Genomic DNA, 17,328 nt, shown 5'->3' with positions numbered 1-17,328 from the left:
CGCCCTGGGGCTCTTTCATGCCGGGGAGCGAACCAGATGGTCAATCGCGAATTCCGATATTCTGAATTTATCTCTTTAGAATTTTGATATATGAAATCTTATCTTCAAACTGCGCGCTCCCATTCAATCATACAGATGACTGCATCCGACACCGACTCTGCCTCCAGCCTTCGCCGGGCCCTGAAGCTGCTGCGCATTCTCGCCGAGGGCGACCCCGACGGGCTGCGGCTGAAGGACATCGCCGAGGTCGCAGGCTGCAGCCAGCCGACCGCGCACCGCATGCTGCAGGACCTCGCCGCGGAGGGTTTCGCCGAGCAGGCGGCCGGAAAGCGCTATCGCCTCGCGCTGGACTTCTACGTGCTCGCCGCGCGCGCCGGCCAGGCCAGCGGCCTGCGCGAGGCCGCGCGGCCGGCATTGCTGCGGCTGTCGGCGACCCTGAGCGACACGATCTTCCTGCTGGTGCGCAACGGCTTCGATGCGGTCTGCCTCGACCGCGTCGAGGGTCCGTTTCCGATCCGCTCCTTCACCGGCGACATCGGCGGCAAGGTGCCGCTCGGACTCGGCCAGGGCAGTCTCGCCATTCTCGCCAACCTGCCCGAGGACGAGCAGGAGGCAGTGATCCGCTTCAACATCCCGCGCCTGCTCGATCGCGGCTTCCTCGACGAAGCCTCGCTGCGCAGTGCGCTGGCGCAGGCGCGCGCGCAGGGCTGGGTCAACACCAGCACCGGGCTCATTCCCGGCATGGCCGGCGTCGGCGTGCCGGTGCTGGATGCGCAGGGCCGCGCGGTGGCGGCGCTCAGCGTCGGTACGCTCGCGGAGCGGCTCAATCCCGATCGGCTGCCGCATGTCGTGAAGATCCTGCAGACCGAGGCAACGGCGCTGGCCGGCAGGCTCAACCCGTTCGACATCGCGCTGCGCTATCCGTCGCGGAGTTTGAGCACGATCGGGGGCGCGCCGTCTAAGTGACCCACTCCGCGCGGATGCCCCTCGGCTGCGCTGCTTCGCTCTCGGGCTCGCGCCAGGAGAACGTGAACAGGCCCGACGGCTCGACCTGTTCGAGCTCATTGCGGACAATGTCGCGCGCGATCACGACGATGAAGGGCGCCGGCAGTTTTTCGGCCGTCAATTGCCGCGGCGGCGCGAACATCGTGCCGACGCTTTCGACCAGCAGCGGGCGCGGCGCCTCCTGGACCTTCACGAGACCCTTGATGCGCAGCAGCCGCTCGCCGAGCGCGCCGGCGACATTGTCGAGCCAACCGGCGAGATCGGCATAGGCGATCTCAGCGCGCGGGCGGACGAGGCAGAGCGCGAGGCGCGGATGCGCGGTTGCCAGATCGGGCGCGACCTCGCGTAGCGGCAACGCGGCTACGAGGGGTGCGAAGGCGGCCGAGACGATGGCTGCGCGATCAGCGCCGGCAACGACTTCCGCCACCGGGTTGAGCTGCGCGATCGCAACCGGCGCCTCAGTCAGCGCCTGCGGCGCGAGATCGGCCTTGGTCGCGACGATGCGATGCGCTGCCGCCCATTGCGCCGCAGCTTCCTCGAATGTCGCGACGGCGAGCCCTCGCGTCAGGTCGTAGGTTGCGACGACCGCGACGCGCATGCGGTGCTCGGCCAGCGTCGCGAGCTGGCGCAGCACCGGGCCGGGCATCGCCAGGCCCGACGTCTCCAGGATGATCCGGCGCAAGGGCGGCAGGCCGGCGGGGCGCGGCGCCATGATCAGGCGGTCGATGGTGAAGGCGAGATCGCTGCCGACCTCGCAGCACACGCAGCCGTTCGACAGCATCGCCATCGGCACGTCGTCGCCGCTCTCACGCAGCAGCACACCGTCGAGCCCGATTTCGCCGGCCTCGTTGACGATCACGGCGGTGTCCGAGCCGGTCTCCGCGCTCAGCACGTCGCGCAGCAGCGAGGTCTTGCCCGAGCCGAGGAAGCCGGTGAGGACGAAGAAGTCGATTGCACCGGCGCTCATGGCGCCGCGGCGTCCTTGTCTTTATCCTTGGCGGCGTATTTCTCCGGCACGTCGCTCTCCCAGCTCGCCTTCACCAACTCGCGGACGTCGGCCAGCAATTCCTCGGTATCGTAGATGATGCCGTCCTTGATCGTGTATTTCAGGCCGCGATGCCACTCGACCGCGTTGGTGGCGTCGTTGAAGCGCATCGCGCCGGTGCCGTAGAGCAGCTTGAAATCGGTCAGCGGATTGTGGTCGTGCACAAGGATGTCGGCGCGCATGCCGACATCGATGGTACCGATCTCGTTCTCGAGGCCGCACAGCGCCGCGCCCTGCGAGGTCGCCGAGCGGATCACCTCGAGCGGATGGAAGCCGGCCTCCTGCAACAGCTCGAGCTCGCGGACATAGCCGAAGCCGAAGATCTGATAGATGAAGCCGGAATCCGAGCCGGTGCAGACCCGGCCGCCGCGGTTCTTGTATTCGTTGATGAACGCCATCCAGAGCCGGTAGTTCTCCTTCCACTCGATCTCGTTCTGGGTCGACCAGCGATACCAGTAGGAGCCGTGGCCGCCGCGCTGCGGCGTGAAGTAGTCCCACATCGACTTCCAGGTGTACTCCTTGTGCCAATAGGCCTGGCGCGCCCGCATCAGGTCGCGATTGGCATCGTAGATCGTGAAGGTCGGCACGAAGGTGAAGCCGATCTCCAGGAACTGCTCCAGCACCTCGTTCCACTTGGCCGAGCCGAGCTCGGCGCCCTGCCTGAACATCTGGCCCGACACCGAGAAGCGGAAATATTCGTCGGTGTAGTTGTAGTCGAGCGGGAAGTTCTGGATCACGCGATCCTCGAACAGCGCCTCCGGCAGGCCGTAATAATGCTCGGCGCTGGTCAGGCCCCATTTCGCCGTGGTCAGGGCGTTCATGCGCGACACCGCCATCTGGGCGTGATGGCAGCCGGTGCGCAAGCCGAGCGTCTTGCACTCGTCGAGCGCGGCCTCCATGATCGCCGGCGGCGCGCCGAAGAACTTGATGCCGTCGGCGCCGCGCTCCTTCACCGCACGCAGCCAAGTGCGGCCCTGCTCCGGCGTGTAGATGGTCTTGACCATGTCGTTGACGGCCGGGAAATAGGCGTAAGCCAGCAGCTGCGGCGAGGCGATGGTGTTGTCAGCCGCACGCTGCTTCTGGTCGAGCATCCACGACAGGCCGTTCATCGAGCCCATCTCGCGCACCGTGGTGACGCCGTGCGCAAGCCAGAGCTTGTAGACATAGTCGACCGGTGGCACCCAGCCATTGGCGGAGTGATAGGCGACGCCGGCATGGGCGTGGCAGTCGACGAAGCCCGGCGTCACCCATTTGCCGCGGCAGTCGATCTCGTGATCGGCGGGCTCGCCGGCGTTGCCGGCATAACCGTAGCCGACGACCTTCTTGATGCTGACGATGCGGCCATCCTCGACGATGATGTCGACCGGCCCGATCGGCGGCGCGCCGGTGCCGTCGATCACAATGGCGCTGCGCAGCGCCAGCCGCTTGAACGGCCCGATGCCGCGATCGCGCGACGTGGCCTTCGGCACGATCGGCGCCGCGCCCTTGTTCCGGATGAAGGCGAGCTCATCGCCCGGCAGCATCGTGGCTTGGTCGGTCATGAAGGCGTTTCCTCATTTTCGAAGCATAGGGTGGGCAAAGCGTAGCGTGCCCACCGTCCGTCCTTCTCTTGCAAGATGGTGGGCACGGCGCTCCGCGCCTTTGCCCACCCTACGAATGGTTTTTCCGTCATTGCGAGCGCAGCGAAGCAATCCAGGGACGACGAAGGAAGTCTGGATTGCTTCGTCGCTGCGCTCCTCGCAATGACGCCCAACGCCCTTATCCCGTCCTGTACCGCCGCGCGAACGCCACGCTGCCAAACACAGTGAAGGCCATGGTCACAGCGAGCAGCATGAAGGCGAGCGCGGCGCCCATCGGCCAGTTGTTGCCGCGCACGAACTGGTCGTACACCGCTGGCGCCATCATCTTGAATCGGGGGCCGCCGAGAAGCACCGCCGTTGCATAGGTGTTCATGCACAGAACGAACACCAGGATCGAGCCGGCGGCCACGCCGGGGCCGGACAGCGGCAGGATCACCCGCCAGAACACCCGCGCGCCCGAGGCGCCGAGATTGGCGGCGGCATATTCCAGGTCGCGGGGAATGCTTTCGATGACCGCCAAGAGCGTCAGGATCATGTAGGGCAGCACCACGGCGATGATACCGATGATCACGGCCTTGGTCGTGTACATGATCTCGAGCGGCGCGGAGATCAGGCCAAGCTTCATCAGGCTCGTATTCACGAGCCCGTCGCGGGCGAACAGCGCCATCCAGCCGGCCGAGCGCACCACGTTGCCGACCAGCAGCGGAAACAGGGTCGCGATCACGACCAGGCTCTTCCAGCGACTCTCCATGCGGCCGAGCCAATACGCCGCCGGAAACGCCAGGATCAGCGTGAGCAAGGTGCACAGCAGCGCGATGCCCAGCGTGGCCAGGATGATCTGCTGGTAGTACGGATCGGTCGCGGCCTTAATGTAGTTGTCCGGCGACAGCGCCTGCACCATCAATTGGGTCGGGCTGAACTGGTTGAGCGAGATCCGGAACATCAGGATCATCGGCCCGACCAGCAGCGCCAGGACCAGCAGACAGGCAGGAACGACCAGCAGCGCCATCGCGCGAGCTCCGATTGCAGATGAGCGGCGCATCAGCCGCATGCTCCTGCGGCCTGCGCCGCAGGAGCGGGAGTTCAAGACTTACGCCTTGAACTCCTTGTTCCAGAAGTCGAGCGTGCGCTGCGAGCGCCCTGCGGCATAGGCATAGTCCGGCTTCAGCAGGCGGGCGCGCTCAGCCTCGGTCAGGCTGACCTGCTTGGCGAGGTCCTCCGGCAGCACGGCGTCGGTGACGGTCGGGACGTAGCCCATCTTGTCGGCGAAGCCGCCTTGCGCCTTGGCGTCCAGCATCGCGTCGAGATAGGCGAAGCCGCCGGCCTTGTTCTTGGCGTTCTTCGGCACCGAGGCCTGGAACACGATCGCCGGCGTGCCCTCCTTCGGCACGACGTGGGCGAGCGGGATGCCGGACTTCTTCCACATGAAGCCGCGGGCGAGCCACATCGTGGTCAGCCACACCTCCTCCGACTTCAGCGCCGCCGCCAGCGCCTCGTTGGACGGATAGATCTTCACGTCGAGCGAGCGCCATTCCATCAGCTTCTTCTCGGCCGGATCGAGATTGCTGACGCCGCCACCGCCGGCGAGCGCCGCCGCCAGCGTGTTGTTGGGATAGAGGATGTCGGCGAGACCGATGCGGCCGCGCCATTTCGGATCCCACAGATCCGCGAAGGATTGCGGCGGCGTCTTCACCTGGTTGGTGTTGTAGAGGATCACCTGCGCCGAATAGATGTGCGGGATCGCGATCTCGCTCCGGAGCTCCGGGAACACCTTGTCCAGCCGCTTCACCTGCGCCGCATCGACCTTCTCGAACACATCCGATTGCGACACGATGTAGGCGTCGTTGTCGGACAGGCAGGCGACGTCCATCGAGCCGCGCCGGCTCTGCCGCTCGGCCAGCAGCTTGGTCTTGCGCGGATCGGCATTGGCGACGTCCTGCACGATCTCAAAACCCCTGGGCGTCATGATCGGCTTGTCGATGATATCGGAGAGCAACTGGCCGTAGTCGCCGCCCCAGGTGCCGACCACGACCTGTCCGCCCTCGGCGCGCGCAGAGGGCATGCCGGACGCCAGCGCGGCGACGCCGGCGCTGGCAGAGAGAAAGTGACGTCGCGAAATCATGGGAGAACCTCTTGCTGTGAATGGATGGTGTTTACGAAGCTGTCTGCGGCACGAGACGCGGGACCTTGCGGTCCCATTCCAGGGACACGGGATCGTTCGGTTTGAGTGTTGCCAGCGGCTCGCTCGCGTCGGGCGTTGGCCTGACGGCCACCAGCGTCTCGTCGCCGATCGCCACCACATATTCGCTCTGCGCGCCCATATAGGTGATCGCCAGCACGCGGCCGCGCACCTCGCCGGACTCACCGGCCACCACTGCAATGCGTTCAGGCCGCAGCGCGAAAGCATCGGCATCGTCGCGCTCGCCGCTGGCGACATCGACCGGTAGCAGCAGGCCGCCGTTGGTGCGGAACTGGCTCTCGTTCGCCCGCCGGCCCGCCACGATGTTGCAACGGCCGACGAAGTCGGCGACGAACGCATCCTTCGGCGAGTCGTACAGCTCCTGCGGCGTGCCGATCTGGCGGACGCGGCCGCCCTCCATCACCACGAGGCGGTCGGCCATGGTCAGCGCCTCCTCGCGGTCATGCGTCACCATCAGAGTGGTCAGGCCGAGCCGCTGCTGCAGCGCGCGGATCTCGAGCCGCACCTCGGCGCGCAGCTTGGCGTCGAGATTCGACAAGGGCTCGTCGAGCAGGAAGATGCGCGGATTGATCACCAGCGCACGCGCCAGCGCCACGCGCTGCTGCTGGCCGCCGGACAATTGCCGCGGCAGCCGGTCGGCGAGATGCGACAGCCGTACCAGCTTGAGCGCGTCGGCGACCTTGATCTTTCGCTCGACCGCGTTGAGGCCGCGCATCTCCAGGCCGAAGCCGACATTGTCGGCCGCGCTCATGTGCGGAAACAGCGCATAGGACTGGAACACCATGCCGGTGGCACGCTTGTAGGCCGGCAGATGCGTGACGTCCTCGCGGTCGAACAGCACGCGGCCGCTCGTGGGCGGCAGGAAGCCCGCGACCATGCGCAAGGTCGTCGTCTTGCCGCAACCGGAGGGCCCGAGCAGCGCGACCAGCTCGCCCTCGTTGACCGAGAGATCCAATCCTTCCACTCCGATGGAGGTGCCGAAGCGCTTGGTCAGCTTCTCGAGCGTGAGCTGCGCCATCACACCACCCGCGACAATTTGACGAAGCGATCGGTCACCACCATCAGCAGTCCGACCAGCGCGATCTGCACGGTGGCGACGGCGGCGAGCGTCGGATCGATGCGGAATTCGAGATAGTTCAGCATGGCAACAGGCAGCGTAATGCGGCCGGGACCGACCAGCAGCATCGACAGATCGAGATTTTCAAAACTCTGGATGAAGGAGAACATCGCGGCCGCAACGATCCCTGAGCGCATCATCGGCAGGGTGATGCGGCGGAACACCGTGAACGGGCTCGCACCAAGATTGGCGGCGGCCTCCTCGGCGGCACGGTCGAGCCCCTGCAGGCTGGCGACGACGAGCCGCACCGTCCAGGGAATCGCGAGCAGCGTATGCGCGGCCACGAGCCCTTCCGTCGTCGCCTTGATGTCGCGGTCGAGCAGATCCTCGGCGAGCACGTAGAACATGTAGAGGCCGGAGCCGGCGACCACGCCGGGCACCGCCAGCGGCGCCAGCAGGAACGAGCTCAGCGCCTGCCGGCCGCGGAACTCGCCGCGCACGATGGCCAGCGCCGCGGCGGTGCCGAGCGGCACGCCGATCGCCGTCGCGAGCAGCGCGACCTGGAAGCTCGTCACGAGGCCGCGCAGGAATTCGGGCTTGCTCAGCGCGTTGGCGTACCACTTCAGCGACAGGCCAGGCGGCGGGAAGCTCACGATCTCCTGCGCGAAGAAGCTGGTCACCACGATCATGATCACGGGCGCGAAGATGATTGCGTAGGCGACGACGATCAGTGTCCGCACTGCGAATTGGCCGAGTGATGGTTGTCCCGTAAAACGGAACAGCATTGCAGACACCTCAACAAACAGATCAGCAACTTGTGCGGCGGCATCGTAGTCGGCAGCTCCGCTGCCGCCAAGCCTGCGACACGAGTTATCGCAATGCACATACGCATGGGCGGAGCGACGCAGCGACGCCACGATCCTGACGCGTGACGTGGCGCCACCTCCATCTTGGCGCTAGCGCCGTGCGCACCTGCCCCGTCGCCGGCGTGACCGATTTTCGACTTTCGGAATCTTCGAGGACCGCACAGGCGGACTTGACGCGTGCGCGCCAGTCCGTCGCGGCGGCGCGGATTTGAGCAATGCGTGCTCAATTCTTGCACCGGCACGATCCAATATTTTGTGCGCCTACGGACAAGTCATCCGCGCAGGCTCGCACCTAAGCTTGCCGTCGAGCTTGGACCGGGGCGACGGCACCAATGCACCGCCGGACCAGCGCGACACATCGTTCGAAGGAGCTGGCAACATGCAGACGAGGCTATTCACTGGAGCGCGGCGCGCGTGGCTTGCCGCGCTCTGCGCCATCATTGCGACGGGACTTCTCGCGCCGATCGACGCACAGGCGGCGACGCCCGCAGGGTGCACGGCGCTCAAGGAGAAATATCCGGACTGGAAGGGCAAGACGCTCGTCAACGCCATCAATCCGCACACACCGGGCTACGAATCGATCGACCCGAAGGATCCGAGCAAATATGTCGGCTTCGACATCGACCTCGGCGAAGCCATCGGCGACTGCCTCGGCTTCAAGCTGACCTACAAGCCGGTGACGTTCGCCGCGCTGCTGACGACGCTGGCGAGCGGCCAGGCCGACATCGTCATCTCCGACATCTATGCCACCAAGGAGCGCGCCAAGGCCGCCGACTTCATCACCTACTCCAAGGTGTTCGACGGCGTGCTGGTCGCGAAGGGCAATCCGAAGGGCATCAACGGGATCAACATGACGATGTGCGGCGCGGCGGCTGCTGAGAACACCGGCTATGTCGAGGTGCCGCTGATCCAGGACCTCGCGCCGAAGTGCAAGGCCGAAGGCAAGCCGGAGCCGACGCTGCAGCTCTACGACAACAACGCCAATTGCATCCAGGCCATCCTCGCCGGTCGCGCCGACACCTATGTCAACGACGTCAACACGGTCGATCAGGCGGTGAAGGCTTATCCGGACAAGCTGGAGAAGGCGATCGCCGTGACCATCCCCTATTCGGTCGGCATCGCCGTGCCGAAGGACAAGCCGAAATTCCGCGACGCCGTGCTCGCCGCCCTGATCGAGGTGCAGAAGGAAGGCATCCATCAGGAGCTGCTGAAGAAGTGGCAGCTCGATCCCGCGAACTTCAAGGAGCCGGATATTTTGACGGCGGACTAAGAGCACCGCTCCGTTTGACGCGAGAGATAGCGGCGAAGACGGCGCGCTCCCCTCCCCCTTGCGGGGAGGGGGTGGGGGTGGGGGTGGGGGTCCACAGATGACGGTCTTTGCTGGGCACCCCCCTCCCCACCCCTCCCCCACAAGGGGGGAGGGAGCGCACCGGCTCCTCGGCGACACTCCAAGTTCAGCGGCTGACGTGTGCATGTGAGCCAACTTCGTAGGGTGGGCAAAGCGCAGCGTGCCCACCAACGCTGTTCCGAAACACCACGGTGGGCACGGCGCTTCGCGCCTTTGCCCACCCTACGGCACTCATCAGGCTGCAATCACCGATGTCCCTCTTCCTGCACTATCTCAGCATGCCGTATCTGCTCATGGGCATCGAGCTCACGCTGCAGGTCACCGCGCTCGGCCTGATCGGCGGACTGGTCCTCGGCCTCATCCTCGCCGGCATGCAGCTCAGCCGGTTCTGGCTGCTGGCCGCGATTGCGCGCGGCTATACCGTGATCTTCCGCGGCACGCCGCTGATCCTGCAGATGGTGTTCGCCTACGACGCGCTGCCGCATATCGGCATCAAGCTGCCGGCGGTGCTGGCGGCGGGCCTCGCGCTCGCCTGCAACGAGGCGCCGTTCATCGCCGAGATGCTGCGCTCCGGCGTGCTCGGCGTCGATCGCGGCCAGCTCCTGGCCGGCCAGGCGCTCGGCATGACGCCATCAGTGCTGATGCGCCGGATCATCGCGCCGCAGGCGATCCGCACCATGATCCCCGCCTTCGGCAACGAGGCGGTGAGCGCACTGAAGAACTCCTCGCTCGCCTCCGTCATCGCCGTGCAGGAATTGACCTTGCGCTCGACGCAGCTCGCCTCCTCCACCTTCGACTTCTTCTCGATCTTCTTCGCCTCGGGTCTCATCTATCTCCTGCTGACCGGCGCGATCAGCGTCATCCAGCTCGCGCTGGAATGGCTGCTCGATCTCGACCGCACGGCCAAACAACGCAAGCTGGCGGACTACCTGCCATGGCGCCGCGTCGATCCGGCGGCAAAGCTGGACCTTGCGAAGACCGCACCTACCGTCGAGGCCGCTCCGCCGGAGCCCGCCGAACTGAAAGAAACGCCGCCCCTCGCCCTGTCGATCGAGGATCGCGCCAGGCGCGCCGCGACCATCGCCCGCAACAACGTCGCGGTCGAGGTCAAGGAGCTGCGCAAGGCCTATGACGGCAACAGAGTGCTGGACGGGCTCGATCTCACGGTGCGCATCGGCGAGGTGATCGCGCTGCTCGGCCCCTCCGGCTCCGGCAAGAGCACCTTGCTCCGCTGCATCAATCATCTGGAGAACTGGGATGCAGGCGAGATTCGCGTCGGCGGCCGCAAGCTTGGCTTCGACGAGCAGGGGCGCAGGCTGACGCCGCGCGCGGTCGCCAACGAGCGCGCCAATGTCGGCGTCGGCATGGTGTTCCAGCAGTTCAACCTGTTTGGGCATCTCACGGCGAAGGAGAACGTCGCAGGTCCCCTGCGCTGGGTGCACGGCCTCGGCCGGTTCGAGGCCGACCGCCGCGCGGCCGAGTTGCTCGACCGCGTCGGCCTGTCGCATCGCGCCGATGCGCTGCCGCGGCATCTCTCCGGCGGCCAGCAGCAGCGCGTGGCGATTGCCCGCGCGCTGGCGCCGAACCCGAGCGTGCTGCTGCTGGACGAGCCGACCTCCGCGCTCGATCCCGAGTTGGTCAACGAGGTGCTGGAGGTGATCCGCCGCCTCGCCGTCGACGACGGTCTGACCATGATCATCTCGACGCATCAGGTCCGCTTCGCCGACGAGGTCGCCGACCGCGTCGCCTTCCTCAATGGCGGCGTCATCCTCGAAGACGGACCGGCCCATGAGGTGCTGACCAACCCGCGCCACCCGCTGACCGCGCGCTTCCTCTCGGTGATGGAGGCAGAGCGGCCGAAGGATGCGGTCGCATGAGTTCATCCTTCACGTCAACATCAACGATCTCGCGTCCGATCTTTCATGAGGCCCTTGCATGAAGCACCATCTGCTGCCGGTGTCCCCGAAGACCATCCATTGGGGGTATTTTTCCAAGGTGGTGACACCGGCTCTCACCTTGCGCTCCGGCGATCGCGCCACGATCGAGACGCTGACCCATCACGCCAATGACGACTATGAGCGCATGATCAAGGACGATCCCGGCGCCGAGAGCGTGTTCAAGTGGACCAGAGAGCACAAGGCGGTGGCGCGGCGCGGCTCGGGGCCGACCGAAGGGCCGTTCATCCGCGGCTCCGGCGAGGGCGTCGGCGTGCATCTGCTGACCGGCCCGGTCGCCATCGAAGGCGCCGAGCCCGGCGACGTGCTGGAGGTGCGCATCCTCGACATCAAGCCGCGGCCGAGCCGGTGCGGCTGCCATGTCGGCAAGTGCTTCGGCTCCAACGCCGCCGCCAATTGGGGCTTCCACTATCACGACCTGATCGAGGAACCGAAGCCGCGCGAGGTCATCACCATCTTCGAGATCGACACATCGGGCGAGCCGTTCGCCAAGGCGGTCTACAACTATGTCTGGACGCCGCAGACCGATCCCGACGGCATCGTGCATCCGACCATCGACTATCCCGGCGTGCCGGTCGACCACAGCACGATCAGGAAGCGCGAGAACATTTTGCCGAATATCAAGGTACCGGCGCGCCTGCATTTCGGCACCATGGGGCTCGCGCCATCGGAAGCCGACTATGTCTCCTCGATCCCGCCGAGCTACACCGGCGGCAACATCGACGACTGGCGCATCGGCAAGGGCGCGCGGATGTACTATCCGGTCGCCGTGCCCGGCGCGTATTTCTCGGTCGGCGATCCCCATGCCGCGCAAGGCGATAGCGAGCTCGGCGGCACCGCAATCGAGACCTCGCTGACCGGCGACTTCGAGTTCATCCTCCACAAGAAGAGCGACCTTGGCGGCACCCAGCTCGAAGGACTGACCCATCCGCTGCTGGAGACCGACCAGGCGTGGTCGGTGTACGGCTTCACCTATCCGAACTATCTCGCCGAGCTCGGCGCCAACGCGCAGACCGAGATCGCCAGCCACTCCAGCCTCGACCGCGCGATGCGCGACGCCTTCCGCAAGCTGCGGCGATTCCTGATGACCGTGCATCATCTCAGCGAGGACGAGGCGATCTCGCTGTTGTCGGTCGGCGCCGACTTTGGCGTCACCCAGGTGGTGGATGCCAATTGGGGCGTCCACGGCACGATCCGGAAGAACGTGTTCCGGTGTGAGTGATGTCGACGTTGGTCATAAAAGCCGTCGCGCAGAGGGCAGTGCGCTCCCTCCCCCCTTGCGGGGGAGGGTTGGGGTGGGGGGTGCCCCGGGCGACACTGCCGATGTGGACCCCCACCCCCAACCCCTCCCCGCAAGGGGGAGGGGAGCGCACTCAGCGCGCGGCGACAGCGTTGGCTTCAATGAAACCGGGACGAAAGCACTGGCCAGCGCCGACATGCCGCTACAGAGACGACAGACCATGAAACTCATCTGGCACGGGGGTTGCTTCGAATTCCCGGACCCGGGTCGTGCCATGAGTTTTCGTCCGTTCACCAGTGAATCCTACGCGCGGGACGAGCGTCCTGAGGCGTGGCGTGATGTCCTGAACGCGGTCGGGTTGCAGCCGGCTGCCAAGGCGCCGTTCTATGACGGCCATGCGACCGCCTCGCATCGCGGCGCGCCGGGTATCGCGCTATCGCGGCTGGCGGCGGGCTCGCAGGTCATCACCGCGGTTCCGCAAGCCCATGAGGACCTGCCGATTGCGTTGCTCGCGATCGACGACGGCGCCGTGCTCCGCAGCGGCGACAGCCATCGCATCGTCCCCGCGGGACATCTGATGCTATTGCCGCGCGTCGGCGACTGGAACATCGCGTTCCAGCGCGATCTGCGCGCCATCGGGCTATCGGTGACATCAGACGCCCTGCATGGCCGCATCAGCGGCAAGCTGAAATTGGCCGCCCCACAGGTGATCGCGCCAAGCGGCCTTGCCGACGTAATCTGCCGCACCATCGAGGCCACCGCGCGGGCGCTCGAAACGCTCAGCGACGCCGAATGGAGCATGGTCGCGCAGAGCCTGGTCGATCTGCTGCTGACGCTTGCCCATCAACAAGCAGTGCCGACAACGGAGGCCGGCAGCAGCGCGACGCAGGCTGCGATCCTGCACCGGATCTGCCAGACCATCGAGCGGCGGCTCGACGATGCCGAGCTGACGCCGGCGCGGGTGGCCCAGGCCGAAGGCATCTCAGAGCGCTATCTGCAAAAACTGTTCGAAGGTGCCGGCGATAATTTCAGTCACTACGTGAGGGAACGGCGGCTGCAGAGGGCCTGGACCGACCTGTCCAATCCAGCCGAAGCCAACCATTCGATCTCCGAGATCGCCTATCGCTACGGCTTCGCCGATTCAGCGCATTTCAGCCGCAGCTTCCGCGCCCGCTTCGGCCTGTCGCCGCGCGAGTTCCGGCAGCAGAAGGCGGAGCAGGCGATGACGTCGGCGGCCCCGCGCGGTCAGCGCGGCTGGCCGCAGGATGCGCTGGCCCAGCAGCGCGTCTGCGAGAGGCCGGCGTCAACCAGGAGCGACATCGCCCTACCCGCGCCGGCCAACGACCAGGATGCGCGGCGGCATCACCATCATCTCGCGGTGTCGGCCGAACGCGTGCATTGGGGCTATTTCAGCCGCTCGCTGCCGCCGCAGATCGAAATCGCATCCGGCGACACGATCACGGTGGAGACGCTGACCCAGCATGCCTCCGATGATCCGGAGCTGATGATCTCAGGCGATGCCGCTGCGCTCAGCGTGTTCGGCTGGACCAAGGCGAAGAAGAACGTCGACCGCCGTGGCGCCGGCCCGATGGACGCCAGCGTGTTCGGCCGCGGCGCCGGCGAAGGCTTTGGCGTCCACATCTGCACCGGCCCGGTCGCGATCAAGGACGCGCAGCCGGGCGACGTGCTCGAAGTACGGATCCTCGACATCGTGCCGCGGCGAAGCCGCAGCCGCGGATATGAAGGCCGCGTGTTCGGCTCCAGCGTGGCGGCATGGTGGGGCTATCACTACAATGAGCTGATCGCTCCGCCCGCGCCGCGCGAGGCCGTCACGATCTACGAGATCTTCGCCGACGATTCCGAGCCGCATGCGCGCGCGCTCTATTCCTATCGCTGGGAGCCGCAGACCGATCCGGCCGGCGTGGTGCATGCGACCTACGACTATCCCGGCGTGCCGGTGGCGCCCGGCAGCATCAAGCGCCGCCACGGCGTGCTCGACAACATCCGCATTCCGCTGCGGCCGCATTTCGGCGTGATCGCCGTGGCGCCACGCGAGGCCGACTTCGTCGATTCGATTCCGCCGTCCTATTTCGGCGGCAATCTCGACAATTGGCGGCTCGGCAAGGGCGCGACCGTGTATCTCCCCGTCGCCGTTCCCGGCGCGCTGCTGTCGGTCGGCGATCCCCACGCGACGCAAGGCGACGGCGAGCTCGGCGGCACCGCGATCGAATGCTCGATGACCGGCACCTTCCAGGTCATCCTCCACAAGAAGTCGCAGCTCGCCGGACAGCCTTTCGCCGATCTCACCTATCCCCTGATCGAAACCGAGACCGACTGGGTGCTGACCGGCTTCAGCCACCCGAACTATCTCGCCGAGTTCGGCGCGCAGGGCCAGAGCGAGGTCTACGCGACCTCCTCGCTCGACCTCGCGATGAAGGACGCGTTCCGCAAGATGCGCCGCTTCCTGATGCACATCAAAGGCCTGAGCGAGGACGAGGCGGTCGCGCTGATGTCGGCCGCGGTGGATTTCGGCGTCACCCAGGTCGTCGACGGCAATTGGGGCGTGCACGCGATCCTCAGCAAGCGGCTGTTCGAGGATGCGGGCTGAGTTCACGCTAAATCGTAGGGTGGGCAAAGGCGCGCCCGCGAACCTGCGACATCGATCATGATGTACGTCGCGCCGTGCCCACCGCGGCGCATCCGCTGAGGATGGTGGGCACGCGTCGCCTGCGGCGCCGCTTTGCCCACCCTACACATTCACTCGCAGAGGAATCCGACCATGCAGTTCCACATGATCTCCGGCGCGACGAAACCCGTGGCGCCGTTCAGTCACGCGGTCGAGACCGACGGCTTCGTGTTCGTCACCGGTCAGATGCCGGATTCACCGGAGGCACCGGGCGTGCTGCCCGACGGCATCGTGGATCAGACGAAGGCGGTGATGCAGAACTTGAAGTACATCCTCCAAGGTCTCAACCTTGGTCTCGAACATATTGTGATGTCTCGGATTTACCTGACCGAGTTCAAGCGCGATTACGCGGCAATGAATGAAACTTACCGTTCATTCTTCCCGCCGGACCGGCTGCCGGCCCGCACCTGCGTCGGCGTCACCGGTCTCGCCTATGACGCGCTGATCGAGATCGATCTGGTCTGCCGAAGACCATAATACCCATTGGTAAACATCTCCTCAACGCAGGCAACCGTCATTCGATCCGGGCTGGGGAGCGTCCCGCTGTTGCCGATTGTGTGCCGAGGCTTGGCGGTGTCAATTCGCCGGACAATCAGGCGGGATCGGGGGAGTGCCATGCCGTACCAGTTTTCCAATCGTCAGCAGATCCGCAAGCCGGCGGTGACCAGCAAGGGCGGCATCGTCGCGGCACAGTCACGGCGCGCCGCCGAGGTCGGTGCCGAGGTGCTGGCCGCGGGCGGCGACTGCGTCGATGCCGTGGTGGCGACCGGCTTTGCGCTCGGCGTGCTCGAGCCGTGGATGAGCGGCCTCGGCGGCGGCGGCGCCATGCTGCTGTACCGCGCCAGGGACAACCACGTCGAGGTGATCGACTACGGCATGCGCGCCCCTGACAGCCTTGACGTCGCGGACTATCCGCTGGCCAACGACGGCAGCGTCGCAGCCGACATCTTCCCCTGGCCCCGCGTCAAGGACGACCGCAATCTGCACGGCCCCGGCGCGATCGCAGTGCCCGGCGTCGTCGCGGGCATGGAGGCGGCGCATCGCCGCTACGCGCGGCTGCCGTGGCAGGATCTCGTCACGCCGAGCGTGAAGCTCGCCGCCGAGGGCCTGCTGGTGGACTGGTGGACCACCGTGATGATCTCGAGCTGCGCCGCCGACCTGCGCCGCTATCCCGGCAGCGCCGCGGCCTATCTGAAGGATGGTTTGCCGCCGAACCCGCAATGGGGCGCGAAGGCGGTGACGCGGCTGCCGCAGGAGCAGTTGAAGGCGACGCTGGCACATCTTGCCAGCGCCGGCGCGCGCGACTTCTACCGGGGCGACATTGCGCGCTCGCTCAGCCGCGACATCCAGGCCGCCGGTGGCGCGCTTTCAGTGGATGACCTCGCCGCGTTCGAGGCACATCACCGCGAGCCGCTGCGCATTCCCTATCGCGGCGGCACGGTGTTCGCGACACCGGAGCTGACGGCCGGCCCGACGCTCGCACACGCCTTGCGGCTGATGCAGGCGCGCGTGACGGCCTCGGGCAAGACGCCTGATGCAAGCGCCTTCATCGCCTATGCCGAAGCGATGCAGTCGGCCTATCGCGAACGGCTCAACGACATGGGCGATGCGCCCGGCAAGCGCGCGCTCGGCGCCGAATATCTGGCACCGGCCTGCACCACGCACTATTCGGTGGTGGACCACGACGGCAACATGGCCGCGGTGACGCAGACCCTGCTGTCCGGCTTCGGCTCGAAATTCCAGGCGCCGCAGAGCGGCATCATGATGAACAACGGCATCATGTGGTTCGACCCGACGCCCGGCACGACGAACTCGCTGGCGCCGGGCAAGCGCTGCCTCACCAACTACACGCCCGTGGTGGCGCAGGCCGCCGACGGCCGCCGCCTCGCGCTGGGCGCCTCCGGCGGCCGGCGCATCCTGCCCGCCGTGGCGCAGATGCTCTCCTTCGTAATGGACTTCGGCATGGATCTCGACACGGCGATCCACCAGCCTCGCATCGACGCCAGCGAGGGTGACGTGGTCGGGGCGGATACGCGCCTGCCGGAAGAGGTGACGGACGCGCTGACAGCGAAGTTCGAGACCGTGCCGGCACCGGTGCAGACCATGCCGATGAAATTCGCCTGCCCCAGCGTCGTGATGCGCGAGGGCGATTTGAACAGCGGCGCAACGGAGATCTTCCATGCGTGGGGAGATGCGGTGGCGGAGAGCTGACGCGATCATCGTCGGATTCGAGATATCGCCACGATGACGATGAGCTCCCCTCCCCCTTGCGGGGAGGGGAGATGAGGTCGCTGCGCCGTCACCGCAGAACGCATGCACGGAGCACGGGGCGAGCGCTGCAATCGA

Annotated in this window: 13 protein-coding genes; 7 read left to right on the top strand and 6 right to left on the bottom strand. The window is 66.3% G+C overall.

Annotated features, from left to right (window positions below):
• Positions 1 to 135 precede the first annotated feature (135 nt).
• Positions 136 to 966, top strand: coding sequence for an IclR family transcriptional regulator (locus tag QX039_RS12485; RefSeq protein WP_315771288.1), 831 nt, complete (start codon positions 136 to 138; stop codon positions 964 to 966).
• On the opposite strand, the gene QX039_RS12480 is transcribed toward QX039_RS12485, so the two are convergent.
• From QX039_RS12480 to QX039_RS12455, 6 genes are all read right to left on the bottom strand, one after another.
• Positions 959 to 1,972: a CobW family GTP-binding protein gene (locus QX039_RS12480; RefSeq protein WP_315771286.1), complete on the bottom strand. Its 1,014-nt coding sequence runs from the start codon at positions 1,970 to 1,972 to the stop codon at positions 959 to 961. The genes QX039_RS12485 and QX039_RS12480 overlap by 8 nt on opposite strands.
• Positions 1,969 to 3,591, bottom strand: a complete 1,623-nt coding sequence (locus QX039_RS12475; protein WP_315771284.1) for an amidohydrolase family protein — start codon at positions 3,589 to 3,591, stop codon at positions 1,969 to 1,971. Before QX039_RS12475 ends, QX039_RS12480 begins: the two co-directional genes overlap by 4 nt.
• A 217-nt stretch (positions 3,592 to 3,808) precedes the next feature.
• The gene (locus QX039_RS12470) at positions 3,809 to 4,639 is read right to left on the bottom strand and encodes an ABC transporter permease (protein ID WP_315736637.1); all 831 of its coding nucleotides are present in this window, start codon (positions 4,637 to 4,639) and stop codon (positions 3,809 to 3,811) included.
• Between the two features lie 81 nt (positions 4,640 to 4,720).
• The gene (locus tag QX039_RS12465; protein ID WP_315736636.1) at positions 4,721 to 5,752 is read right to left on the bottom strand and encodes a PotD/PotF family extracellular solute-binding protein; all 1,032 of its coding nucleotides are present in this window, start codon (positions 5,750 to 5,752) and stop codon (positions 4,721 to 4,723) included.
• A gap of 31 nt (positions 5,753 to 5,783) precedes the next feature.
• Positions 5,784 to 6,848, bottom strand: a complete 1,065-nt coding sequence (locus QX039_RS12460) for an ABC transporter ATP-binding protein (RefSeq protein ID WP_315736635.1) — start codon at positions 6,846 to 6,848, stop codon at positions 5,784 to 5,786.
• Positions 6,848 to 7,672, bottom strand: coding sequence for an ABC transporter permease (locus tag QX039_RS12455; RefSeq protein WP_315736634.1), 825 nt, complete (start codon positions 7,670 to 7,672; stop codon positions 6,848 to 6,850). The genes QX039_RS12460 and QX039_RS12455 overlap by 1 nt, the downstream gene beginning before the upstream one ends.
• A 460-nt stretch (positions 7,673 to 8,132) precedes the next feature.
• Here QX039_RS12455 and QX039_RS12450 point away from each other — a divergent pair, with 460 nt between their 5' ends.
• The 6 genes from QX039_RS12450 to QX039_RS12425 all read left to right on the top strand — a co-directional run bounded on the left by QX039_RS12450 (position 8,133) and on the right by QX039_RS12425 (position 17,193).
• The gene (locus QX039_RS12450; RefSeq protein WP_315736633.1) at positions 8,133 to 9,023 is read left to right on the top strand and encodes an ABC transporter substrate-binding protein; all 891 of its coding nucleotides are present in this window, start codon (positions 8,133 to 8,135) and stop codon (positions 9,021 to 9,023) included.
• 329 nt (positions 9,024 to 9,352) lie between these two features.
• On the top strand, positions 9,353 to 10,978 hold the full coding sequence (locus QX039_RS12445; protein ID WP_315736632.1) for an amino acid ABC transporter permease/ATP-binding protein: 1,626 nt from the start codon (positions 9,353 to 9,355) through the stop codon (positions 10,976 to 10,978).
• 58 nt (positions 10,979 to 11,036) lie between these two features.
• Entirely contained in the window at positions 11,037 to 12,278 is a 1,242-nt protein-coding gene (locus tag QX039_RS12440; protein WP_315736631.1) for an acetamidase/formamidase family protein, read from the top strand.
• 292 nt (positions 12,279 to 12,570) lie between these two features.
• Positions 12,571 to 14,904 (top strand): acetamidase/formamidase family protein, encoded by a 2,334-nt coding sequence (locus tag QX039_RS12435; protein WP_315736630.1) that lies wholly within the window; start codon positions 12,571 to 12,573, stop codon positions 14,902 to 14,904.
• 171 nt (positions 14,905 to 15,075) lie between these two features.
• Positions 15,076 to 15,459, top strand: a complete 384-nt coding sequence (locus tag QX039_RS12430; RefSeq protein WP_315736629.1) for a RidA family protein — start codon at positions 15,076 to 15,078, stop codon at positions 15,457 to 15,459.
• Positions 15,460 to 15,597: 138 nt separating this feature from the next.
• Entirely contained in the window at positions 15,598 to 17,193 is a 1,596-nt protein-coding gene (locus QX039_RS12425; RefSeq protein ID WP_315736628.1) for a gamma-glutamyltransferase, read from the top strand.
• Positions 17,194 to 17,328: the final 135 nt, after the last annotated feature.

The organism is Bradyrhizobium sp. SZCCHNR1043 (assembly GCF_032489675.1).
Classification (GTDB): Bacteria; Pseudomonadota; Alphaproteobacteria; order Rhizobiales; family Xanthobacteraceae; genus Bradyrhizobium.
This window is presented reverse-complemented; position numbering and strand designations above follow the sequence as displayed.